The organism is Amycolatopsis japonica (genome assembly GCF_000732925.1).
In the GTDB taxonomy this organism is placed as follows: domain Bacteria; phylum Actinomycetota; class Actinomycetes; order Mycobacteriales; family Pseudonocardiaceae; genus Amycolatopsis; species Amycolatopsis japonica.
Genome location: NZ_CP008953.1, coordinates 654111 through 677601, shown reverse-complemented (window position 1 = coordinate 677601; position 23491 = coordinate 654111). Strand labels below are relative to the sequence as shown.

General features: G+C 65.2%; 20 protein-coding genes. 12 read left to right on the top strand and 8 right to left on the bottom strand.

The genetic code is table 11. From position 1 onward, the window contains the following. Window positions 1–141 precede the first annotated feature (141 nt). On the top strand, window positions 142–1293 hold the full coding sequence (gene dndA, locus AJAP_RS03400) for a cysteine desulfurase DndA (protein ID WP_038522309.1): 1152 nt from the start codon (window positions 142–144) through the stop codon (window positions 1291–1293). A gap of 234 nt (window positions 1294–1527) precedes the next feature. On the opposite strand, the gene AJAP_RS45285 is transcribed toward dndA, so the two are convergent. From AJAP_RS45285 to AJAP_RS03385, 3 genes are all read right to left on the bottom strand, one after another. After that, window positions 1528–2229, bottom strand: coding sequence for an HNH endonuclease (locus tag AJAP_RS45285; protein ID WP_148311661.1), 702 nt, complete (start codon window positions 2227–2229; stop codon window positions 1528–1530). A 248-nt stretch (window positions 2230–2477) separates the two neighbouring features. Then, on the bottom strand, window positions 2478–4178 hold the full coding sequence (locus AJAP_RS43490; protein ID WP_148311444.1) for a hypothetical protein: 1701 nt from the start codon (window positions 4176–4178) through the stop codon (window positions 2478–2480). A 424-nt stretch (window positions 4179–4602) separates the two neighbouring features. Further along, window positions 4603–5256 (bottom strand): DUF6907 domain-containing protein, encoded by a 654-nt coding sequence (locus AJAP_RS03385; RefSeq protein WP_148311443.1) that lies wholly within the window; start codon window positions 5254–5256, stop codon window positions 4603–4605. 22 nt (window positions 5257–5278) lie between these two features. On the opposite strand from AJAP_RS03385, the gene AJAP_RS03380 reads away from it, so the two are divergent. From AJAP_RS03380 to AJAP_RS03375, 4 genes are all read left to right on the top strand, one after another. Beyond that, entirely contained in the window at window positions 5279–6049 is a 771-nt protein-coding gene (locus AJAP_RS03380) for a sigma-70 RNA polymerase sigma factor region 4 domain-containing protein (RefSeq protein ID WP_051972329.1), read from the top strand. Window positions 6050–6191: 142 nt separating this feature from the next. Beyond that, the gene (locus AJAP_RS45280; protein WP_407639404.1) at window positions 6192–6413 is read left to right on the top strand and encodes a hypothetical protein; all 222 of its coding nucleotides are present in this window, start codon (window positions 6192–6194) and stop codon (window positions 6411–6413) included. Between the two features lie 436 nt (window positions 6414–6849). Continuing rightward, window positions 6850–7038, top strand: a complete 189-nt coding sequence (locus AJAP_RS44015; RefSeq protein WP_228695042.1) for a hypothetical protein — start codon at window positions 6850–6852, stop codon at window positions 7036–7038. Continuing rightward, window positions 6972–8213, top strand: a complete 1242-nt coding sequence (locus tag AJAP_RS03375) for an NtaA/DmoA family FMN-dependent monooxygenase (RefSeq protein WP_228694991.1) — start codon at window positions 6972–6974, stop codon at window positions 8211–8213. The genes AJAP_RS44015 and AJAP_RS03375 overlap by 67 nt, the downstream gene beginning before the upstream one ends. A 61-nt stretch (window positions 8214–8274) precedes the next feature. On the opposite strand, the gene AJAP_RS03370 is transcribed toward AJAP_RS03375, so the two are convergent. Beyond that, window positions 8275–10149, bottom strand: coding sequence for a DNA/RNA helicase domain-containing protein (locus tag AJAP_RS03370; RefSeq protein ID WP_038508096.1), 1875 nt, complete (start codon window positions 10147–10149; stop codon window positions 8275–8277). Window positions 10150–10278: 129 nt separating this feature from the next. On the opposite strand from AJAP_RS03370, the gene AJAP_RS03365 reads away from it, so the two are divergent. Further along, entirely contained in the window at window positions 10279–12171 is a 1893-nt protein-coding gene (locus AJAP_RS03365; RefSeq protein ID WP_038508094.1) for a DUF2075 domain-containing protein, read from the top strand. 4 nt (window positions 12172–12175) lie between these two features. On the opposite strand, the gene AJAP_RS03360 is transcribed toward AJAP_RS03365, so the two are convergent. Next, window positions 12176–12565 (bottom strand): cupin domain-containing protein, encoded by a 390-nt coding sequence (locus AJAP_RS03360; protein WP_038508093.1) that lies wholly within the window; start codon window positions 12563–12565, stop codon window positions 12176–12178. Window positions 12566–12643: 78 nt separating this feature from the next. On the opposite strand from AJAP_RS03360, the gene AJAP_RS03355 reads away from it, so the two are divergent. Further along, window positions 12644–13222, top strand: coding sequence for a TetR/AcrR family transcriptional regulator (locus tag AJAP_RS03355; RefSeq protein WP_038508091.1), 579 nt, complete (start codon window positions 12644–12646; stop codon window positions 13220–13222). Here the strand turns inward: AJAP_RS03355 and AJAP_RS03350 are convergent. From AJAP_RS03350 to AJAP_RS03340, 3 genes are all read right to left on the bottom strand, one after another. Further along, window positions 13193–13663: a molybdenum cofactor biosysynthesis protein gene (locus tag AJAP_RS03350; RefSeq protein ID WP_038508089.1), complete on the bottom strand. Its 471-nt coding sequence runs from the start codon at window positions 13661–13663 to the stop codon at window positions 13193–13195. The two genes, AJAP_RS03355 and AJAP_RS03350, sit on opposite strands and share 30 nt — an antisense overlap. Next, window positions 13642–14136, bottom strand: coding sequence for a peptide-methionine (S)-S-oxide reductase MsrA (gene msrA / locus AJAP_RS03345; protein WP_038508087.1), 495 nt, complete (start codon window positions 14134–14136; stop codon window positions 13642–13644). The genes AJAP_RS03350 and msrA overlap by 22 nt, the downstream gene beginning before the upstream one ends. A gap of 81 nt (window positions 14137–14217) precedes the next feature. Then, window positions 14218–15612, bottom strand: a complete 1395-nt coding sequence (locus tag AJAP_RS03340) for a helix-turn-helix domain-containing protein (RefSeq protein ID WP_051972328.1) — start codon at window positions 15610–15612, stop codon at window positions 14218–14220. 84 nt (window positions 15613–15696) lie between these two features. Between AJAP_RS03340 and AJAP_RS43480 the strand changes: the two genes are divergently transcribed. The 5 genes from AJAP_RS43480 to AJAP_RS03315 all read left to right on the top strand — a co-directional run bounded on the left by AJAP_RS43480 (window position 15697) and on the right by AJAP_RS03315 (window position 23488). Then, window positions 15697–16383 carry a hypothetical protein gene (locus tag AJAP_RS43480; protein WP_158509778.1) on the top strand — a complete coding sequence of 229 codons (687 nt, stop codon included), beginning with the start codon at window positions 15697–15699 and terminating at the stop codon, window positions 16381–16383. Then, on the top strand, window positions 16384–16710 hold the full coding sequence (locus tag AJAP_RS03330; protein WP_038508084.1) for a hypothetical protein: 327 nt from the start codon (window positions 16384–16386) through the stop codon (window positions 16708–16710). 87 nt (window positions 16711–16797) lie between these two features. Further along, window positions 16798–18291: a TIGR02677 family protein gene (locus tag AJAP_RS03325; RefSeq protein WP_038508082.1), complete on the top strand. Its 1494-nt coding sequence runs from the start codon at window positions 16798–16800 to the stop codon at window positions 18289–18291. After that, complete coding sequence (locus AJAP_RS03320; RefSeq protein ID WP_038508081.1) at window positions 18288–19508, top strand: TIGR02678 family protein; 1221 nt, start codon at window positions 18288–18290, stop codon at window positions 19506–19508. Before AJAP_RS03325 ends, AJAP_RS03320 begins: the two co-directional genes overlap by 4 nt. Next, entirely contained in the window at window positions 19505–23488 is a 3984-nt protein-coding gene (locus AJAP_RS03315; protein ID WP_038508079.1) for a TIGR02680 family protein, read from the top strand. The genes AJAP_RS03320 and AJAP_RS03315 overlap by 4 nt, the downstream gene beginning before the upstream one ends. Window positions 23489–23491 lie beyond the last annotated feature (3 nt).

Genomic DNA, 23491 nt, shown 5'->3' with positions numbered 1-23491 from the left:
CTCCGATCTGTACGCAAGCCGACGTTCAAAGGTCCGCACAGGCAACGGCGTGGCTACGAACACCGCAGCCTGTGGTTGCGTACACTACCGTTGCCCACCGACAAGATCGTAGCCACTCCGGACCAACAGCCGAGGGATGTCGTGACCAGCGAAGATGAAGAGCGAGCCGTCTATCTGGACTCGAACGCCACAACGCCACTGGAGCCGGCAGTGCTAGACGAGGTCATGCACTACCTCTCCGTTGAGTATGGCAACGCCGGCAGCCGAACCCACGAGTACGGCCAGACCGCCAAGAGCAGAGTTCAGCGAGCTCGCGAACAGGTTGCCGCGGTCGTCGATGCGCAACCTGATGAGGTGATCTTCACCAGCGGCGCCACCGAGGCCAACAACATCGCGCTACTCGGCCTGGCACCGCACGGAGACAAGACCGGACGACGTCGCATCGTCACCACACAGATCGAGCACAAAGCCGTCCTCGAGCCGGTCGAAGAGCTGCAGAAACGACGCTTCGACGTCGTCTACGTACCGCCAACTTCAGGTGGCTGGGTCGATCCAGACGCCGTAGCAGCCGCCGTCACACCCGACACGCTCGCAGTGTCGATCATGCACGTCAACAACGAAACCGGGGTGCGGCAGCCGCTCAGCGACATCGTCGACCAACTCCGCGACCACGATGCCTACCTACATGTCGACGCCGCACAAGGGTTCGGGAAAGAACAGCCCGACCTCAAGGACCCTCGCATCGACCTCATCAGCGTCTCAGGGCACAAGATCTACGCGCCCAAGGGCATCGGAACGCTCATCACCAGGCGACGAGGCTACAAACGACCGCCACTGACGCCCCTCACCTACGGTGGCGGCCAAGAACGTGGCCTCCGACCCGGCACCCTGCCCGTGGCGCTCATCGCGGGTCTCGGCACTGCGGCGCAGCTCGCCACGGCCAACCACCGACGGCGACAGGACACCTGCCTCAGGTACCAGCGAGACGTGATCGCCACGTTCCAAGACCTGGGTGCTGAATTCAACGGCGACCTGGACCGCACAGTGGCACACACTGTGAACGTCTCCATTCCAGGTCTCGACTCTGAGGCCGTCATGCTCTCGCTCAAGGGAGCCGCCGCTATCTCCAACGGCTCAGCTTGCACGTCGCACAGCTACGAGCCGAGTCATGTCCTGACTGCAATGGCGCTTAGCCCTGACCGACTCCAAGGGGCACTGCGGATCTCTTGGAGCCACATGACACAAGCCACCGACTGGGACGACCTCCGTGGTCGTATAGCCGCAATCCGTTAGCTGAGGTCACGCTCAGCTGTCCCCTATTTCTCCATTGCATCCGCCGCGGCTTGACAACTACAGGGTCCCCGGCCGCGATACGGCAGGCCCCGCACGATCCGCTGGTCTTTTCGTCGACAGATCCGACGCCAGGGCCGACGGCGCTCCTCAGGACGTCATGCCGGGTACCTCACACGGGCCGGCATGACGGTCAGGCTTGCGGGAGTAGACACTGTAGAATCTGCGCTATGTGTTCTACCTTCTAGACAATAGCGATGGGCTTACCAGGCGATGGCCCGCCCAAGGATCATGTTTGCGACATACGACCATGAGGTTTGTTGGGGTGAGAGCCCCTTTCTTGCTGAGTGGGGCGACAAAAAGCTCGTCCGTTTCGAGGCGGGCCGGGCAACCGTCCGGTGCTTCGCATCTCGCACGAGTCGCAACAATCCGCATGACCCAAAATGGCTGCGGTACGGTGATGCGACCTAGCGATGGATGATTGATAACGCCGGCCGACCAGGACTTGGCGTCGTAAAGGCTCCACAGGCTGCTCTTGACAAGATTGCACCAGCCGCATGCAAGTCGAAGGTTATCCTCGTCCGTCGCGCCGCCCTCGAAGACAGGAATGACGTGGTCGAGTTCGACTCGCAAGTGCCTGTGATTTATCCCTCGAGGCCGAGTAAAGTCGACAAGCCTCGCGGGAGTCAGTCGCCCTGATTTTCGTCGAAGAAAGGCGTCTCTCGCATCAGGCGAGAACCTATAGCCGCAAAGATAGCAACGCTGCAGCGGGTCGTCCCTAAACCACACTGCTTGCCGCAGGTCTTTGTCGATATATGTTCGCTCAGCTTCACGGCGTGCTTTTACCTCCCGCCATCCATAAGCGGCCAGCTGGCGCGCCGCAACCTGTAGCTCATCAGCTGGCACGGCAGGAGCCAGCTCGCGGAGCGATAAGGACATCTCCTGCATCAGATGACCTATATTATCCGCGCTGTGAATATATTTATTGAGGTCAACAAGTCCTTCCAAGAACCATCGACTAACTGTCAGCGAATGGTCAGCCCGTAGAATCCACTCGTTCTTTCCTAGTAGTCCTGCGGGCGCAACGAGCTGGGCGATCTCCCTGAGGTTTTGCTCGGTCCATCTCTTGGAGAACGTCTCCTCAAGTACCCGATAGAATTCAGATATTCCACGAGCGTCCATTCCGGTTACGGCTTAAACTTCTGGGGCATTCCGGAAGTGGGAACCTTCCTGTACTCATGCCAATTCTTTGACCACTTCACCATTACTGTTCGCTGATCTTTCTTCAATCCTTCGAGTTTCCAGTCCCTATTGAAGTACGACTTGCTCACGCGTCCACCCTTTAGCCAGTCCATAAAGGTGCGGTCTACATCACCTAGGCTACCCAGAGGTTCCGCTTGTGTATATAGGTAGTCAAAATAGTCGCAGGCGAGAATTGTTAGGGAGACCTTGTTAAAGAGGTTGCTTTTTGCCGTACTTCCCCAACTGTTCCATGTGTCAGCGTCGTTCGTATCGCCAAAATAGTCCCGAATTTTCACATAGAATCGAATGAACACGTCGCGCCATGGTCCATCGGGGCGAGACCAGTCCTCGAAACGCTCAGTATCCGACTCGCCGCCCACCAGTCCGCATTGGAGGAAGTAATTCTCTCTCCATGCCTTGGCATAGTCCACTGATTCGTGGTATGGTCGCCCGCCGCGGAGATTTCGGAAAATTGAAACGATTCCCTGAAGAACGCTCCACTTAAGCAGGTCGGGTCGGTCCTTATCCATGCCGGTCTGGACGAAGCCGCGGAATGGACTTTCTTCCGCCCGAGTCAGGTAGGCAACTGCCTGCGAATCTTCAAGTCGGATACCGGCCTGCCGGAGCCGTCCCGCTACTTGCTGCAACTCTTCGCGACTTAGGCTTGTAGAAACAATGGTACCCAGGAGCGCTTTGCCCATGGGGATAGCCTTTTGGTTGACGACAACGAACTGGAATACGTGCTCGCTGGGACTCTCGTCCATTAGCAGTGAGAAGGGTAGATGGCGAGACTGTTTAGCAAGCAGCTGGTTTTCGGCCTCAGCTGGGTCTGTACCGTTAGCTACAGCATCAAGAATATACTGTTGGCCCTCTGGTGTGCCAGTAAGGATTTTCGCATTCTCTACAGCTCCTCGCAGCCGATGTTGTCCATCGACAAGGACGATCGGACGCAGATACCCTAGTAGCGCTTCCTTTGTAAATCCTTGAATTTCATCCGCGTCTTGGATGTTTAGATGCTCAAGGACGCGAATCCGACCCTTGAGCTCGGTGTAGAAGTCTACAAGGTGAGTCTCATCAGCAAGCATGACTGTTGCCGCGTCGTCATCGCTGCCGACATCGTCGGATGCGGATGCGTCGTTATCGAGGTCTTCATCGGAGGCATCATTAGAAGCGAGCGGCTCTTTTCCATGAGCACTTTCCAGCTCAATAAGTTGAGCTACGCGTCCTTCATCAACGGCGCCGTTGTTAAGAAAGTCGACCCGCTGCTCAAGACGGTGCGTAAGGCGCCTTAGGAGTTCAATCAGGGGAACATCAGCGTAGTCGTCGTAGGTAATCTTGAGAGTTCCAAACGGCGAGCCTGGCGCTTGTTCTTCAAAGGTGACCCTATCGACGTCCTGCAGGGCGCCGAGTAGGGGGTTTTGTGTGACATTTCGCTTGTCGTGAAAGAATTTAGTGAGTTCTCGAACTCGGCTCCGATTCTCTTCACGCTGAAAACCTGACGTCTCTTCATCTGCGAGACGGCGGCGTTGTGGTACGCCCGCCCACTGTGTGATATCGACTGCTGCAGCGGAGAACAGGATTATTGGCTTGCTTTCCGGTGTCTGGAGCGTGCGAAAGGCTTGATAGTGTCGAACTACTTCGCTCAACTACTTCTCCTCGTGGTCATCTCGAACGCAAGCTGCGCTTAGATTCTAGCAGCAAACTGGATGCGGCGGAGCGTGGATCAGCTAATAGATCGAGTGTCGGTTAGTTGCCAGTACGGGCCATCGTGTCGTTTGCGCCGTTAGGTTGCATAGCGGCCGGTGGCATATTTTAGAGCGGGTTGCTAATCGCAGTCGATAAACCACGCTTCGACGTTACAGAGGTTGAATGGTTCGGGTTACGGCGGTTCCAGGCCGGTGTGAGCGAGGAAGGCATCGATCAGCCCGCTCCGTGTGTAACGCCCCAGTACCTCCGACACCACGCCGGACACGGTTGCCCTGGTCGGCGAACTCCTCCTCGCTTCGCTCGCGCGCTGAGGAAGCGGCATCGGCATTGAGCTGGCGCGACACGCCGCGCCAGCTCGTCGTCTTATGCCGCGACGGTGCTGAACGGCAGTTGCAGCTGATCGGCCGGCTCACCCGCAGCCAAGTCCGCGGCGGCCGTCAACGTCACGGCGAGGCGACGGGCCTCGTCTTCGGTCATGTGCCAGCCCTGATTGGTCACTCCCTTGCCGCACCAGATCCGCGGGGCTTCCTCGCGGTCGCCCTGGTCAAGGCTCACGACCGTGTGCTCAGGCTGCCACCCCAACCCCGGCCCCATCTCCTGAGCGTCCTCCAAGGTCAAGGGCCCCTGCTCCTCCCAGCTGAAGAAGTGACGACGATCCGGACAGGCATCGCCGTCGTATCGACCGTTGCACCACCGCGGGCAGGGCTTCGCCAGCCAGAACACCGGCCGCGAACAGATTGCCGCATCCTCGCCGGAGCAGGCGATCAGATCTGGCGCGCCGACCTGCCTCAAGTCAACTCGATGAAGCGGAACGCGTCCGCACCGGACACAGGTACGCCCTTCACTCTGCGCCGCATCGAGCGCGCCCAGATCCATCCCGGGCACGCTACCCAACAAAGCCTTGTTCTCCATACCGTTCTCCTTCAACACAGAGCACGTATGCAGATCATCGAGCAATACGGCGGAGCGACACGCCGTATTGGTGTCGCACAATCGAGTGATTTCTTTCAGGATCACGCCGCGAATTCCGTATTAGAAGGTGTCGACCTCCCCGACAAGAAAGGCAACGCAATGCCTGACCATCAGCGGTCGCTCACCTCGCTGGAGATCATCGAACGGGCGCTTCAACGAGCTGACCGCGCAGCCGACAGCGCTGTCACTCGACGGACGCGTCATCGGGTTCGGCCTCCCCGACCGGCCGATCCCCCTGGACGAACTCCGGATCACGCTCCTGAAGCGCCAGACCGGCAACCAGGTGAAGAACGCCGTCTGGAGCGAGGTCGTGCGACGCGCGCAGGAACAGGGTGACCCCTGGACCACCGCGGCACTCGGGTTGATGATGCCAGGTCTGAAGAAGGTCGCCGGCAGCATCGCCCGCAACTTCCGCGGTGACATCGCCGACTTCGACGCCGAGATCGTCGAAGGATTTCTCCAGGCATTGAACTCCCTGGCCCCGGACAAGCCGATGCGCTACTCGTCCCTGCGGTTCATGGCCCACCGCTACGGGCTGGAGGCTCGCGGCAAGGAAGACCGGATCAACGGAACACGCTCCACGTACGACGAGAGCACGTTCGTCAGGTACCGAGCCCGGACAACCGGACATCCGGACCTCGTCCTGGCGCAAGCCGTGAAAGACGACACCCTGACCGAAGACGAAGCCAGCCTCATCGGACGAGTGCGGCTCGACGGCGAGGGAGCCGCATCCGTTGCCCACGAACGCGGCGTCTCCTCCTACCAATTCCGGCAGCAGCTGTCACGAGCCGAGCGGCGACTGACGGAGTCGCTCACTCGCCGTTCCGCCGCAGCATGAACCCACTGGTGGTGTCGGCGGCCAAGTCTGACCGCCGACACCACCAGTCAGTCTCTAATCCCAGAAAGCTGATGCCGTGAATCATCGAATAGTTCGCGAACTCGAACGGCCGCGGTTCTACCGCGTCGGCGAGGCCGCAGCGATGCTGAACCTGTCACCCATGACGCTTTACCGGGCAATTCAGGCCGGCGAGTTCCCCCGCTATCAGGGTCCGGAACCGCATCATCGTCCCGGCGCGCGCAATCGACAACATCGAGCAGGCCGCCGTGACGAGCAACAGCGTCGTCGACACGGCCGGCTTCACCACCGCAAACTCCGCCTGCGAGTACTCAGGCTGCCCCGCGCGACCGCCAGGTGTGATTGACCTGCGCGCTCGGCGGCCACTGGCGTGGAGCCCGGAAGGCCGCGACACGCCCGGGCGCCGGACCGGGATCTCATGACCCATTTCGTGACCCGAGACGCTGCCGCCTGGTGATGTTCAGGAGGACACCACAGAGAACCGTGAGGACAAAGTTGCGGTTAGAGGCCACGGTCAACGCTGTTGCCTGCTCTCCTAAAGCGGGTGTCGCAGGTTCGAATCCTGCCGGGGGCACACTTCGCAGGCTTCCGGCCGCACACCCACCTTCGGCGGGCCCTCGGTGCCTGCCCGGCTCTCGGTCAAGATCAACCGTTTGCAGGGACACATGCCGTTTCTTCTCCATTACGATTCCCAGAGCCTGGGCGCGCGAGACAACGGACCGGGTCCAGTGCCTTCTTCCGGCTAAGGCGCACGAGCGAACGGAACGAGCAAACAGGAGTCCGTGAGCGTGGATCGGCCACGAATGCTCTTCAACGCATTCTCCATGGCGACGGTGTCCCATCATGCCCAAGGCCTATGGGCGGAACCCGACAGCCGGCAACTGGAATACGCCGACCCGCAGATGTGGATCGATCTCGCCCGGTTTCTCGAGCGCGGTCGATTCGACGCGTTGTTCAATGCCGATGTGTGATCGCGCCATACGCGCGGTACCGCGGGTCCCGTGACTCGACCGTGCACGAGGGCATGCAGTTCCCCACCCTCGACTTCTCCCTGCTGATCCCACTGCTCGCTCACCACACCGAGCATCTCGGTTTCGCCTACACCCAGAACATCCTGCAAGAACCGCCGTACGCCTTCGCTCGACGTATGTCCACTTTGGATCATCTTACCCAGGGGCGCGTCGCGTGGAACGTGGTCAATTCCTTCTTGCCGGGAGCAGGCCGGAATCTGGGTTATGGAGGCCTCCCCGACCACGACGAGCTCTATGAAAGGGCGCAGGACTACCTGAGCGCCGTCTGCAAGCTGTGGGAGTGGAGCTGGGACGACGACGCGGTCGTCAAGGACAAGGTCACACGCCAATTCGCCGATCCGGCGAAGGTGCATGAAGTCAAGCATCGTGGCCCCTATTACCAGGTGGACGGCCCACATCTGTGCGAACCGTCGCCACAGGGGACCCCGTTGCTGTTCCAGGCGGGACAGTCCGCGGTGGGCCGGAAGTTCGCGGGACGGCACGCGGAAGCGGTCTTCATCGGATCGCAAAGCCCGGAGAACGCGGCACCGCTGGTCTCAGGTTTCCGCCACGCGGCCCAAGCGGCCGGCCGGCACCCCCGGTCGATCAAAGTCTTCGTGCCACGCACCTACGTCGTAGGGAGCACGGAGTCGGAGGCCAAGCGTCGAGATGCCGATTTGCTGGAACGACAGACCATCGAGGGCAACCTCGCCCGGATGTCGGTGTTCCTCGATCGCGACTTCGCCGAAGACGACCCGGCGACACCGGTGGGAGAACTACGTCGCCGAAAGAACCTTCCGTCGGAGTTACGGACGCTGCTCGATGCCGGCGAGCGGGACGAGCAGACGCTGGGCGAACTCATCCTCAGGATCGGCAACAGGCGCCTCGCCGGAACTCCGGACCAGATCGCCGAAGATGTCGCGCGCTGGCAAGCGGCCGGCGTGGACGGTATCAACCTGCAGTATGTCGTCCTGCCGACCAGCTTCGCCGAGTTCGTCGACCATGTCTGCCCGGTGCTGCGGGACCAAGGCCTCATGCAACGCGAGTACACCGGCGGCACCCTGAGGGAGAAGTTCTTTCCAGGCGCCGGTCCGCGTCTACCCGAAGATCATCCAGCCCGACGTCGAGCCGGGTGACAGTTCCGGCGGACACCGAAGACGAAGGTCGGCGCCACCTCCGCACCGCCCGCCATCGCCCCTACCGCGCGTACTTCCGCAGGAAGGCGTTGGTCTCGTCATCCGTGGAGTAAACGCACAATCCCTGCATTCCGCGCGTCATGAGCACTTTGTAGGTGTTGCGGACCAAACGGTCGAAGCCAGCGGGATCGGCGGCCTTCACCGATTTGTCGAAGGAGAAATCGCGCCGGGCGCGCCACTCGCCGTCTCGGATCACGAGGTCGTCACCGAAGATCGCGCCCGCCCAGTCGTATTCGAAACCCTGTGCGGTGTAGATGCAACCGACCTGTCCGAACCCGTCCGGCTCGGAGGCCCACAGTGAAGCCGATGGAACGCCTGGTACGTCGAAACCCTGCTTGGCGTTCCAAGGCCGCCGCCAGCCGCCGATCTGCACGTCCTCGAGCAACCTCAGGCTTCCCTCGACCTTGACCGGGTCGCGCCACTCCCAGCAGAAGCCGGCCGCCATCCGCGCCGTTCCCGAGAAGTGCTTGGCCTGCCGGAGAAGCCAGCTCTCCAGCTCATGGGGAGATCCGACGGAATCCACCACATACTCGTCCTCGGTGTCGTCCACGAGTTCGGACCAGGCCACCGGCGGCTCCGCACCGAGTCCCAGAAGCCTGACCACCCACTCGTCGAACTTCGCCGAGCCGCCGCACCGGTACTGGCCGTCGAGACTGATCTCGATGACCTGGCAGCCCTTCATTTCCGCGATGGAGACGATGTCGGTCTTGGTACCGATCTCCGTCGGGCGCACGACCTGGTGCTCGTCCAAGAGGAAGAGCGGCACTTTGGCGACATCGATCAGCTCATCGATCTGGCTCCGTACTTTGCCGTGCAGATGTCGAGGCATTCCTCGGACGCGGTGCGCTTCGTCGCAGATCAGAACGTCGAGAGCATCCGCGGGAGCCCTGCGGAACTCATTGAAGTATTTGAAGATCTCGCCGGACCGAACATCGCCACCGGAGACCTTCAGCCGCAAGGTTTCGGTGAAGGCCTTGGAGCCGGTCGCGTGCAGTGCTTTTCGCTTCTGCCTCGCGAGGGCGGCGAGGAGTGTCACCGCGATGGCGCTCTTGCCCGAGCCCGGTCCGCCGTTGACGACGACGACCTTCTTCCCGCCACCGGAATCGGCCTCGGCCACCGCGTCGAGCACGGTCTTGTAGGCGACCTGCTGTTCATCGAGAAGGACGAAATCGTCCCTCTCACCGAAAGCGTCCGCCGCGGTCTTCAGCAAGTTCCGCGCTGGGGACGGCGGAGCCGAGATCAATTCATGAGCGGCGGCCATCGCCGCGCCCGCGGTGGCTGGATCCGTGTCCAGCAAGGACCACAGATCGGCGACCAGGTCCGCCTGGAGATCCGATGTGTAGAGCTGGCCGAAGTCATCGAACTCGAACTCGTCCAACGACCAGTCGGCTCCGCGCACGGCGTTGTGCATGTACGCGATTCCCTTGACTTGCCCTGGAATACGCGCGAACGCCGGGACGAAGTCGAGCAGTTGGCGACAATACCGTCTGACCTGTTCCGCCGGATGCAGGTCAGGCTGCTTTTTACCGTAGGGAGTCAGCACCAGACCGGCGCCAGTGGCTTTCGCCTTTTCCCACTGTTTCAGCTCGACGAGCACATAGGAGGGCTTCCCTGTCTCAGGATGGACGCCGCAGAGGATGGCGTCCACCCGCTTCGGGCTGTATGGAAGCTTGTATTCCAGCAACACCTGCACGTGGCCGAGCCGCGCGGCGCACAACGTGTTGGCGAGTACCGGCAGGCTGCGCTTCCACGAGCCGATCTCACCGGACTCCTCGGACGCCCGGAACGGGATGCCCACATGTTTTGACAGCTCTATCAGGATCCGCTTGTGCTGAAGCTCTTCGCGCAGGTCGTACGCGGTCTTGATGACCGGCAAGCCACCCTCCCCAGGGCCGTTCCCGTCTCTTGGCCTTTCGCGCCATTGCGCGAAGGCAAGAATCACTCTAGCGGGTTATGATCGACAGCTGGGGAGCATTCGAGCGACCCACGCCCAGGGGAGGGACGAGTGGCTCTTGCGCGCGGCAGCGCGGCCGATCTCTTGATCGAAGCCCGTGCGGGACATCTGCACAGCCGGTTGCAGGAACAAGCCGGATTCGCCCTCGGCAGCAGGGTGGGAACCAGCGAGGTGGCCTCCTGGCAACGGAGCCTGCCCATCGTGTTGGCGGATCTCGTCGACGCGGGTCTCGGCGACGTCGAGGTTCTCCTCGAACATCAGCTACCGCACAGCAAGCAACGCATCGACGTGGTGCTGTGCGGCATTCACCCTCGCGGCGGGGAAAGTTCCTTCGTCTTCCTCGAGGTCAAGCAGTGGTCCAAGGCCGAGTCTTACCTGTCCGAGGTGATCAACATTCCCGGCCTGCCGGGAAAACACCTCCATCCGGCCGAACAGGTACACGGATACCGCCAGTATTTCGTGGACCACACCCCCGCACTGGTGGAGCGGCCACAGGCCATACACGCGGTGGTGTACCTGCACAACGCTCGACGTGCCGATGTGTCCGGTCTCCTCAAGGACAATCCTCGTCCCACCAGCCGGTTGTTCACCATGGACGACAAGGCGGCGATGGGCGAGCACTTCAACGCGGTCCTCGACACCTCGGCACCCCGGCAGACCAACATCGCCGCCGGTGACGAACTGAGCGGTTTCGCGCACCGTCCCACCAAGCCGTTGCTCGATCTCGCCGCGGCCGAGATCAAGGATCGCGAGCAGTTCGTCCTTCTCGACGAGCAGAAGGTCGCGTACGAACTCGTCCTGCAGGCTGTCGAGCGGTCTCGAGCGGCACAAACTCGCACGGTCGTCATCGTCGAAGGCGGACCGGGCTCGGGCAAGAGTGTCATCGCATTGAGCCTTCTCGGCGAGCTGGCTCGCCGAGGCCGCGCCGTCCACCACGCGACCGGCTCGAAGTCGTTCACCTCGACCATGCGCAAGTACGCGGGCCGCGGAAGCACTCGTGTCCAGGGGTTGTTCAAGTACTTCAACGCTTACGTGGGCTGCGAACCTCGCGAACTGGACGTCCTGATCTGCGACGAAGCACATCGCATCCGGGAAAAGGGTGTCGACAGGTTCACGAAGAAGGAGAGGCGCGAACGCGCCGACCGGCAGGTCAACGAACTCATCAACGTGGCGACCGTTCCGGTGTTCCTTCTCGACGGGCATCAGGTCGTGCGCCCTGGTGAAATGGGCTCGCTCAAGGAGATCAGCACGGCCGCCCACGCCCTCGGCTGTGAGGTCGAGATCGTCCGCCTGCACGACCAGCTGCGTTGTGGCGGCTCGGTTTCCTACGACACCTGGGTCGCGAGGCTGCTCGGACTCGGCTCCGCCGAACCGCCGATCCCGTGGAGCAAGCTCGCGGGCCCGCTCGACGAGGGCATCACCTTGACCACCTCCGCCTCTCCCGAAGCCCTGGAATCCTGGGTACTGGACCAGCGGTCTCGGCATGGTGGGGGAGGCCGGCTTGCGGCCGGTTTCTGTTGGCCGTGGAGCGATCCCGTCCAGACTCCGGACGGCCTTCGCCTCGTGGACGACGTCCGGCTCGGCGAGTGGAAACGGCCTTGGAACGCGAAGGGCGAGAAGTCGGTGCCCGACGTGCCCGGATCCAGCTATTGGGCGACGGACGAACGCGGCTTCGGCCAGGTCGGCTGCATTTACACCGCCCAGGGCTTCGAGTACGACTGGTCTGGCGTGATCTTCGGCAAAGACCTCGTCCGCCGTGACGGCATGTGGCGCGCGGTCCGAGCGAACTCCAAGGACTCCGAGGTCAAGAAGGCGGACGAACTGCATTTCAGCGCGCTGATCAAGAACACGTACAAGGTTCTGCTCACTCGCGGAATGCGCGGGACGGCCATCTTCTCGGAAGACCCCGAGACCCAGGAGTTCCTGGAAGAGATGACGCGGTAGTCCTTTACCCGACCTCATGGAAGTCGTCGAGCCGATGTGCCTCAGCCGATGACTCCGTGGCGGCCAGCCAATGCGGGTAGGTGACATAGACGAGTTCCGTGTCCTCATCGGCCACGTAGACGAGCTCCGTTCCCGCACGTAGATAGATCACCTCGCCGGCCCGAGCCGTCACTGAACCCGAAGGGCCCTCGACGGTGAAAACGCCCGAAGTGATGACGAGGGCTTCGTCGTAGGTCATCTTCCAGGGGTTCTTCTCGCCTTTGGCGTAGCGACCGAAGCCGACGGACATGGCCGCGCCGCTGTCCTGTGCGAGGACGTCGGCCAAGAAGATCTGCTGGTCGAGCCGCTGGAACCAGGTCGAAGCGCCATCGCTCGTGAAGTGTTCGACGGACATCCGGGCCTCCTTAAGTGGAAGTTCTTCCACTTAGTTAACTGGAGAAAGTTCCACTTGTCCACCGGTTAGGCTCACTGGGTGCTTCCCATCGCAGGGGCCGGGACTCCAGAGCGGGCGGACGCGGCTCGCAACCGGCAGAAGATCGTCCGCGCGGCGGCCAAGCTCGTTGCGGCCAAAGGGATCGACGGGCTCGCGTTGGACGAGGTCGCGGCGGAGGCGGGCGTCGGGATCGGGACCGTGTATCGCCGGTTCCCGGACAAGGGCGCGTTGGCGCAGGCGCTGCTCGACGAGAACGAGCGCGAGTTCCAGGAGGCGTTCATCAGCGGGCCGCCGCCACTCGGGCCGGGGGCGCCCGCGCCCCAAAGACTGAAAGCGTTCCTGGAAGCGTACGTCGACAGGCTTGAAACGCATGGCGAGCTGCTCATGGTCGCGGAGACGGAGACGCCGATGGCGCGGTTCGTGACCGGCGCGTACCGGCTGCACCACAGTCACCTGGTCGCGCTGATGAGCGAGATCGATCCAAAGACCGACGCACACTTCAGGGCTGATGCGCTCCTCGCGCCCCTGGCGGCGGCGCAGTATGTCTATCAGCGCCAGAGCATGACTACGGAACAGATCAAAAAGGGCCTAGTAGATCTCTACCGGCCCAACGCGTAAGACGCCGTCGTCCAGCGGCACGCACCGCTTCCCGCCGCGGCCCCGCAAAGCAGCGAAAGTCCCGACCGGGTAGACGACGTCCATCCACGCGCATGGATTCGCGGGCCGGTGGACCTCGAAGCGCACAGGGCCGTCACCGGAGTCCAGGGTCACAACCGAGCCCCGCGACAGAGCGTCCACGTCGAAGCCCGACAGCACGATGTTCCGCCGGGCCAGCAGCGGATCGCCAGGGACAGCAGAAGAGAAGAGCGTCACCGCGGCGGAACGATGCGCGGGATGGTTGAAGTACCGGTCCCCCACCAGCCCCAGTCCCGCGCGCACCTCGACGTGGTCGCGCGAGACCGGAGCAGGATCGAGGCGAGGGCCGTCAGCGGGACGGCCCTCGTACGCATGCACGGAGGAGACGTGCAGCGCGACGATCAGCGCTCGCCGAGCTGCCATTCCGGCCGCACGTAGTGGCAGGTGTAGCCGTTCGGGATGCGCTCCAGGTAGTCCTGGTGTTCCGGCTCGGCTTCCCAGAAGTCACCGGCCTGGGTCACCTCGGTGACCACCTTGCCCGGCCATTTCCCGGAGGCGTCGACGTCGGCGATCGTCTGTTCGGCGACCTGCTTCTGCTTGTCGTCGGTGTAGAAGATCGCCGATCGGTAGCTGGTGCCGATGTCGTTGCCCTGGCGGTTGAGGGTCGTCGGGTTGTGGATCTGGAAGAAGAACTCCAGGATCTGCCGGTACGTCAGCTGCGCCGGGTCGAAGACGATCTCGATGCCTTCGGCGTGGGAGCCGTGGTTGCGGTAGGTCGCGTTCGGCACGTCGCCGCCGGTGTAGCCGACCCTGGTGGAGACGACCCCGGGGTGCCGGCGGAACAGGTCCTGCATGCCCCAGAAGCAGCCGCCCGCGAGAACAGCCTTTTCCGTCACTGTAGATCTCCTTCGGTCGTTGACACCCAGTACAACGTGTCGAACCGCCTCTGTCATCCCCGTCCAAGTGTGACGGAACGCTTACGTCCGACGGACGAGCGCCGAGAGGGTGGCCGGAGTACGCCCGGGTGCGTCGACCATGGCGGCGATGAGCCGCTGGACCGACGGCCTGCTGAGCTCTTGAGGCGCACAGTCGTGGGCGCGGTTCAACGCGTCCGTGGCGCGCTCGACATCGCCGTGGTCCTTCCAGGCTCGCGCACCGTCCACGAATGCTCGTGCGCGACGCTCGGCGCTCGGCAGTCGCCGTGGATCGACGGAGTCGAAATAAGTCAGCGCGCGGGCGGTGTCACCGAGAGTGGTGTGCACACCGATGCGGTAAACGGCGACGGTGGTCGCACTGAATTGCGCGTTGCCCATTCCGCTTCGAGTGGCTTTCAACCGCCGTGCGGCATCTTCCGCTTCTTCGATGAGCGCGACCGCCTGCGCGGTGTTCCCGTTCTGCGTCGCCGAGTAGCTCGCGGTGCACAAGAGCGAGCCGTAGGACGCGAGTTGCCGAACCGGCGGACTGCCTTGATCGGCTCCCAGGTCGAGAGCGGTCCTGGTGAGCATGGTGATGGCACCGTTCAGACCGGCGTCTCTGTCGATCTTCTCGGGAGCGCTGAGCGCATGCCGCCGCATTCCGATCGCGATGGCCCGGGAACTCGCGGCGATCACCAACGGGTCGCCGCTCGACTCCGCCGCCGAGTGTGACCGATCGGCGGCGACGCGTGCGACACAATCACGGTGTTGTTTGACCGCCAGTTCCGAACCGAGCAGGTATGCGCTGGCGAGTGCTGCGGACATCCTTTCCTGTAGCCGCCCGACGGATGCGTCCTTGCTCGCGTGTGCGGTGGCGATCAATTGAGGTAGCGCGCGGCTGAGATCCGCGTACTCGCAGGCTTCGAACTTTCTCTGCGCCTCGGCGAGCGCTTGGGACAGCGTGACCAGCGGAACCGGTACCGCCGGGCACTGTGACTTCGCCAGCAATAAGGCTTCCAACGATTCCTCGCCTGCGGACGCGCGCGCCGTGCCAGGCAAAACCCCGGCGATCGTGACACCGACCAGCCCAGCGAGCACCTGTCGTCGCCGCATCGCCTCGTCACCGTCCTGTCCACCGGGGATAGCAGTGCCGACATTAACCGGCGTGCCATCCTCGCGCATTTGCGCCGCGCCGGTGAATGTGGGCGCCAAGCCGAAGAGGTGGGGCGGGATTTCGAGCACTTCGGAGAGGGTCCGCAAGTAATGGACATCGATGAGTTTGCGTTGACCCGTCTCCATCCTCGACAACGTGCTCAGCGACAGATGGCAGCGGTCCGCCACTTGCGCCAGCGTCAGCTGTCGAGCGCGCCGGACGACCCTGGCCAACGAGCCGTACCGAGCCATCGCAGCGGCCTGCACTATCTCGGGCGACGACCAAAACGGGTGGAGTGCGTCCATGGCGACCTCCCCGGCGATGGTCCCGCAACGGGCAGCCGCGGCAGTAGGGCGTTGCCCGGATCGCAATTTGACAGTTCCGCAAACTTGTTGCCGATCGAGCACACAGCCCTGGCCCGAGGCGAGAACGCGCGTTCCATGGGTTTGAGCACTGACAGCGCGATGACCGGCGGGAGGCCTGCAATGGGGACTCTTCGATGCCACGTCCGTCTCACGGCTGTTCCACCTGACCTTCCAGACCAGCCGGCCCGCCGCGCGGCCGCGGTCATGATGTCGGCCTTGGGCGTGCCGTACTTCTCCCTTTCCGGTGGTCATGGCCTCCGGTTGCGAGACATCCCGGACCCGGTCGGTTTTGTCGGCTTCGCGCTGAGAACCGAACCACCGCGGAACGCTTCTCCAGCGGAGTACCTCACTCTGTTCACCCTGCGGCCTGTTTCGTCTCCCAGCCGTTGCTCGATCGCCTCGGATCTGCGTGCGGCCGCAGCGTTGGTCGAAGACCATACGAACACTCCCGAGTTCTTCAACGCCAGGTCGGAGCACTTGCACGGCGTGGGAACACCGGACGCGCCGCTCTCGACTCTCGACGGCGGCGCCACAGCGGACGGCGGCTGGCTCCGCTGGTCCGGTAAGAGGCCCTTCAGCGGACGCGCCGCCGAGCATCGGGCGATGATCGAGTTGTTCGCCGAGCTGCTGGAGGTCTCACCGCTCAACCGCGGGGAGCTTCTGATCGCCGACGTGACGGAACGCTTACGTCCACCGTGCGTCTCACGCTAGGTGAAAGCCCTCCCCGCGGTCCTCGCCCTCCTTCTCGCGGGCTGCGCGACGCCCCCGCCAAGCCCGACGCCGGAAGACGCCTTCCGGTTCGGCGGGATCTCGATGCCTGCCAGCGGCAAGGTGCTGGAGACGCAGTACGACCGGGGCATCGACTCGCGCTACGTCGTCGTCCTCACCCTGCCGGCGGAGGACGTGCCCAAGCTGCTCGAAGGGTCGAACTTCGCACCCGGGGTCCTGAACGACGACCGGGTCGTCGAGGGTCGTCACGTCTACCGCAAGGTCACCGTCGAGGGGACCACGGTGCGCCTCGAGATGTTCACGACGTGAGCACTCTGAGTGAAAAAGATGGGCCGTTCGGACTCGCCTGGGTGACCCCCTAACGTGTACCTCCACGCACCATCCGCCGGAGGACGCATGGATCCGTTCCGTGTACCGCCCGAGCTGTTCCGTTTCACCGACGGGAGCAGATCAGGGCTCCCCCTGGCGATCCTGCACGCCTTCGGTGAGGCGAACGAGCGACTCGAGACGGCGCTCGGGATCGACGACGTCCGCACGCGGCTGCGTGAGGTCGGCTGGCTGGAGACGCTGGACGACGAAGACCTCGTCAAAGCGTTGGACCAGCTCAAGGGCCAGGGCCACCTCGACGTCGTCCAGAGCCACGCGGGTGATTACCGGACCGCGTCCGAGTACGAGCGCCGCAATCTCCAGTACGCGCTGACCCGGCAGGGCGAGGCGGCGTACGCGGGTGTGGTCCGCGCGAACGAGGTGCTCAACGCGACCGGGGCGCTTCAGACGGCGACGCTCGAAGCGCTCGGCGAACGGCTCGGTGAGCTCGCGAAGCAGCTCGAAGACGGCACCGACAGGCGCGTGTTCAGCACGCTTACTGAAGTCGAGGGCCACCTCGAAGCGTTCCGCGACAATACGAAGCGCTTCAACGGCGACCTCCAGCGCCTGCTGCACGCGGAGGCCGACCTCGCGACGTTCCACGAGGTCAAGGCGGCGACGGTCGCGTATCTGCAGGAGTTCCTCAACGACCTCGAGCATCACACCCACACCATCGCCACCCGCATCAAGGAGATCGACGACCACGGCATCGAGCGCGTGCACCGGCGAGCGCTCAACGGAGCGGCGCTGCCGAAGCCCGACGCGCGCTGGCTCGTCGTCCGCAAAGCGCGGTGGGACGGGCTGCGCGCGTGGTTCCTGCCCGAGGACGGGGCGACGCCGCGGGTCGAGGACCTCCACAACCTCGCGCGGCGGGCGATCATCACGCTTCTCCAGGTGCTCGACCGGATCACCGAGTCGCGGCGGCGCGCGAGCAGCGCGGTCGCCGATTTCCGCGAGCTGGCGCGGTGGTTCACCGTCGTCCCGGCGCAGGAAGACCTGCATCGCCTGTGGTCCACGATGTTCGGGCTGAGTTCCGCGCGGCACGCGCACCTCGCCCACGCCGACCCGGAAGTGGTCAGCACGACGGCCTCGTGGCTCGACGCGCCGCCGGTCGAGGTGTCGGAACTGCTCCGCTCCGCCGGCCGCACCGAGCGGTTCACCCGGACCGGGCGGGTCCGCGACGTCACCGCGATCCGGGCGGCACGCGTCCAGCAGGCGATCGAGGAACGCGCCGAGCTCGAAGCGGCGTGGAACATGCTCGACACCGGCGGCGTCGTGCGGCTTTCGGCGTTCGAGAAGCTGGACCACACCGTTTTCGAGCGGCTGCTGGACCTGCTGGGCCAGGCGCTGGGCAGGCCTCCCGGCGCGGAGGGCGCCCGGCGGAGCACGACGTCCGACGGCCAGATCGAGATCGTCCTGCGGCCGCCGCGGAACGGCGCGGTCGCGCGCCTGACCACCACGAGCGGCGTCTTCCGTGGCCCCGACTACGAAATCGAAATCAGCACGACCGGAGGCGGTGCGTGAGCCTCACCAACCAACTGGTCATCGCGGAACGCGAAGAGGTCGCGCGCGGGATCCGGGCCCTGCTGGCCACCCCGCTGATCGGCGAACGCGGCTCCCCTGAGACCTTCGACCTCATCCGGCGCCGCCGCGAACCCATCCGGCAGTGGTTCGACTACTACTGCGGCTGGACGCTCACGGTCGAACCGCGGCTCGGCTACGCGCGACTGATCAAGGTCCGCGCGGCCGCCGACCCCACCCGCCCGGCGCGACGATTGCGCTCCGGGCGCGCCGCGTTCGACCGCCGCCGTTACGTCCTGCTTTGCGTGGTGGCGGCCGAACTGCTGACCGTGCCGGTGACGACCATCGGACTTCTCGCCGGCCGCGTCGCGCAGGCGAGCGCCGCCGACGACCTCGTCACCACGTTCGACGCCGCCACCAGGGCGGAACGGCTGGCGTTCGTGGACGTCCTCAAACTGCTGGAGTCCTTCGGCGTCCTCGAAGCCGCCGACGGCGATCCGGAGTCCTTTGTGGACGATCCGGCGGCGAAGGTGCTGTTCCGGGTGGACGCGACGCTGTTGCTGCGGTTGCTCGCCGCGCCGGTCGGTCCTTCCCAGCTCGCCGTGCCCGCCGACGACGTCGCGCTGCGGTTCGAGGAGCTGCTGGAAGCGGTGTCGCACGAGCAGCGTTACGGCCTTTCCTCCGGCCGCCACGAGGACACGCCGAGCGCGTCGGACGTCCAGCGGAACCTGTGGCTGCGGCACACGGTGTTCCGCCGTCTCGTCGACGATCCGGTGCTGTACTTCGCCGAACTGACCGCGGAGGAACGCGCGTACCTCGGCACCCCGACCGGGCGCCAGTTGCTGCGGCGTGCCGCGGAGCAGGGCGGTTTCGTCCTCGAAGAACGCGCGGAGGGTGTGCTGCTCGTCGACGTCGACGGGCTGGCCACCGACGAGCGGTTCCCGGACGACGGCAGCAACGCCAAGGTCGCCGCGCTCCTGCTGCTCGACGCGCTCGACGAGCCGCGCACCATCGATTACCTGCAGAAGGCCACCGCCAAACTGCTGAAACGCTTCCCCCGCTGGGCCAAGACCTACCGGGGCAAGGACGGCGTGCGACGGCTGACCGTCGACGCGCTCGCCGTGCTGACCGGCTTCGGGCTGGTCCGCGCCGAAGCCGAACTCGTCCGGCCGCTCCCGGCCGCCGCGAGGTACACCGACCGCACCGAGGAGGCGCCGTGACCGTGACGAGGTGGATCCCCTCCCGTGCGGGCATCCTCAACATCTGGCGCTACTACGACGAGATCTTCGAGTTCCACGACGGGCGCCTGCTGCTGCGCGGCCCCAACGGGAGCGGGAAGTCGAAGGCGCTGGAGCTGCTGCTGCCGTTCCTGTTCGACGCGAGCCTGCGCGCCAACCGGCTGTCGACGTTCGGCACCAGCGAGCGCAGCATGCACTGGAACCTGATGGGCGAAGGCGCTTCCGGCGCCACGCGCGTCGGGTACGTCTGGCTCGAATTCGGCATGGCGGGCGAGAAGTGGTTCACCTGCGGCGCACGGCTGCAGGCCAGCACGCACACCAGCACGGTGCACGCCGACTTCTTCACCACCGATCTGCGCGTGGGCGACGGCTTGCCGCTGGTCAACGAGGCCGGTCAGCCCCTGACCAAGGGCGCGCTGGAGGAAGCCCTCGGCGAGCACGGGACCGTGCACGACGGCGCGGCCGAGTACCGCGCGGAGATCCGCGCGAAACTGTTCCCCACGCTGAGCGAACAGCGGTACGACGCGCTGATCACCGCGCTGCTCCAGCTGCGGATGCCCAAACTCTCGCAGCGGCTCGACCCGAGCCTGCTGTCCAACCTGCTCTCCCGTGCGCTTCCGCCGTTGGGGCAGCAGGAGATCGCGGATCTCGCCGAGGGTTTCGAGCGGCTCGACGCGCAACGCGAACGGCTGGGCTCGCTGGAGACCGAGGTCGACGCGACCCGTGCGCTCGCCGCGCGGCAGAAGACCTACGCCCAGCGTGTGCTGCGCGCGGGCGCCGCGAACCTCATCAACGCCACCGCGGAACTCGACGAACTCGCCGCGGCCGCCCGCCGTTCGGCCGAGGAGCACGACGAGGTCGCCGCGAAGAAGGAGGCCGCCGAGGAACGGGCGGCGAAGCTCGAAAAGGACGTCGAAGAGACCGAAGCGCGGCTGTCGGGGCTGACCGAATCCGAGTCGTATCGCAAGGGCCAGGAGCTCGACAAACTGCGGCAACGGACCTTGTCCACGAGCGAGAAAGCGGAGGCTCTGCGCGCGGACGCGGACCGGCTCCGTGCCGAGGCGGACGCCGACGAGGAGCGCTCGCGGGCGGCGAAGCAGGTCGCGAAACGACAGGCGGACCTCGTCCGCTCGCTGGAGACCGAGGTCCGCGCCGCCGCGACCCGCGCGAACCTGGCCGGGGTGCACGACGAACTCGTCGCCGGGCTGGACGAACCGGCCCGGCTCCGTCCGTTGCTGCAGGCCGCCGTCCGCGGCAAACGCGACCAGGTCGAGGCGCTCGGCCGGACGCTGGACAAACACGAACGCGCCGTCGGACGACGTCACCAGGCCGAGGCGGATTTGGATCGCGCGCGAGCGGACTTCTCGGTCGCGCAGGAGCGGGTCGAACTCACGACGGCGACGCGGGAACTCGCGCTGAGCGATCTGCGCACCCGGCTCGCCGAATGGGCGATCGGCTGCCGCGAGCTGCGCTTCCCCGACGTGGAAGCGGTCGTGCGGGACGCCGAGGCGGAGGTCTCGCTGCTGGGCAGGCTCGGCGCCGTCGCCGAGACCGTGCTCGAAGACATCATCCGGCGGGAGGCGGCGACCGGTGCCGCGCTGGCCACCGCGCGAGCCGAGCACGACGAACTCCTCGTCGAGGCGGGCGTGCTCGAAACGGAGGACATCCTCGCGCCCGAGCCGCCGCGCACCCGCACGGCGGACCGGGCCGAGATGAGCGGCGCGCCGTTGTGGCGGCTGGTCGATTTCGCCGGCTCGGTCCCGGAAAGCAGCCAAGCGGGGATCGAGGCCGCGCTCGAAGGCGCCGGTCTGCTGGACGCCTGGGTGAACTCCCACGGTGTCGTCGACGGCCACGACGTGCTCGCGGAGTCCGGGACGCTGCCGGTGGCCTCCGGTCGTTCGCTCGCCGACGTCCTCGTGCCGGAACCCGACGCGGAGGTTTCCCCGACGAAGATCCGCCGGATCCTGGAGGTGATCGCCTTCGACGACACGCTCCCCTCCGGTCCCGCGGCGATCGGCGCGGACGGTGGCTGGCGGATGGGCAGCCTGTCGGGTAGCTGGACGAAGGACGCCCCGGCCTACATCGGTGGTTCCGCGCGGCTGCGCGCCCGCGAACGCCGCATCGCCGCGCTGCGGGACAAGATCTCCCTTCGCGAGAAGACCATCGCCGAGCTGGAGGGCGAGCTGGCCGCCCTGCGCGGCAGGCGTGAGCTGATCAAGATCGAACGCGCCGCCCGCCCCGGTCACGACGATCTCCTTGCCGCGACCGGGGAACTGACCACGGCCGAGGCCGAGCTGACCGCCGCCGACGCCGCCGTCCGGCATCTGGAGAGTGCCGTCTCCGCGCTGGAGATCGAGGCCAAGACCGCGCTGCACGAGTTGACCGCGCAGGCTTCGGAATCCGGGTTGCCGACCGAACGCGCGCCGCTGGCCGCGCTCGCCACGGCTCTGCGTACGTACTCCGACCAGGGCGAGAACTGGTTGTACGAGCACGGAAACCTGCTCACCGCGACCCAGCGGGCCGAGCTGTGCGCCGAGCAGGCGGACCGGTCGGAGGGGAACGCCGCCCGGCGTGAGGACGAGGCCGCCGACGCGGAGGCCGAACGCACCAAGCTCACCGCGATGCTCGACGCGATCGACGGGACGGTCGGCACCGGCCAGCGCGAGGTGCTCGCCGAGATCGACGGCCTGCGCACGAAACTGCGTGCACTCTCGGGCGAACTCCGCGCCGCGAACGCCGACGCCAAGGAGCTCGCGGTGTCGCTGGGCGCGCTCGGCGTCCGCCGGACGACCGACGCGCGGGCACGCGAGGACGCGACCAAGAAGCAGGACGCCGCCGCGCTCCGGTTCCGGAAGCTCGCCACCGGGATCTTCCCCGCGGACGGCGGGATCGAGGATCTGCCGAAGTTCCAGGCCACCCTGTCCGCGTCCGAGAGTGTCCGTGCGGCGCTGGACACGGCCCGGCTGGTGGCCGCGGCGTGGCCGTCCGTGCCGCACGCGCCGAGCAACCTCGGCGAGGCACTGCACCGGCTGTCGGAAGCCGTGCACACCTGCCGGAACACGCTCAGCTCGCGCGCGGAACTCGACCTGGAGACCGACGAGGACGTCCAGATCTTCACCGCCGTCGTCGACGGGCTGCGGGTCGGCGCGGCCGAACTGCTCAAGATCCTTTACGCGGAAGCGGAACAGAGCAGGCACGAGATCACCGATCGCGAGAGCGACCTGTTCGACAAGACGCTGACCGGCGACACCCGCCGTCATCTCGCGGCCCGCATCCGGCAGGCCAACGACCTCGTCGACGGGATGAACGCGCGGCTGGAACGCGTGCGGACCGCGTCGCGGGTCGCCGTCCGGCTGGTCTGGCAGGTCTCCCCGGATCTGCCGCCGGGTACCAAGACCGCGCGGGATCTGCTGCTGAAGGATCCGGATCAGCTGACCGCCGAAGACCGCGTGTCACTGCACAAGTTCTTCCGTGAGCGCGTCGAGCAGGCGAAGGCGGACGACACGGCGACCAGCTGGGAACAGCAGCTCGCGCAGGTCTTCGACTACACGTCGTGGCACCGGTTCGTGGTCAAGGTGGACCGCGCGAACGGGGCGGGCTGGCAGCTGCTGACCAAGAAGCTGCACGGCGCGCTTTCCGGTGGGGAGAAGGCGATCGCGCTGCACCTGCCGCTGTTCGCCGCCGTCGCCGCGCACTATCAGGCCGCGCCCGAGGCGCCGAGGGTGATCCTGCTCGACGAGGTGTTCGTCGGCGTCGACACCACCAACCGGGGGCAGGTGTTCGGCCTGCTGTCCGCACTCGACCTCGACCTGATGCTGACGTCGGACCACGAATGGTGCACCTACGCCGAACTCGGCGGCGTCGGGATCCACCAGCTCATCACCGGCGGTGACGGCGACGACGCGGTCACCACGGCCCGGTTCACCTGGAACGGCCACGACCTCCAGCCCGCCGGGCATTAGCCT

Bases quoted from the DNA above. Each gene is read 5' to 3' on its own strand.
- AJAP_RS03325 (WP_038508082.1), top strand. From the start codon at position 16,798: ATGGATCCGTTCCGTGTACCGCCCGAGCTGTTCCGTTTCACCGACGGG.
- AJAP_RS45285 (WP_148311661.1), bottom strand. From the start codon at position 2,229: ATGTCCTTATCGCTCCGCGAGCTGGCTCCTGCCGTGCCAGCTGATGAG.
- AJAP_RS03350 (WP_038508089.1), bottom strand. From the start codon at position 13,663: ATGGCAGCTCGGCGAGCGCTGATCGTCGCGCTGCACGTCTCCTCCGTG.
- AJAP_RS45280 (WP_407639404.1), top strand. From the start codon at position 6,192: ATGCTGAACCTGTCACCCATGACGCTTTACCGGGCAATTCAGGCCGGC.
- AJAP_RS03360 (WP_038508093.1), bottom strand. From the start codon at position 12,565: ATGTCCGTCGAACACTTCACGAGCGATGGCGCTTCGACCTGGTTCCAG.
- AJAP_RS03340 (WP_051972328.1), bottom strand. From the start codon at position 15,612: ATGGACGCACTCCACCCGTTTTGGTCGTCGCCCGAGATAGTGCAGGCC.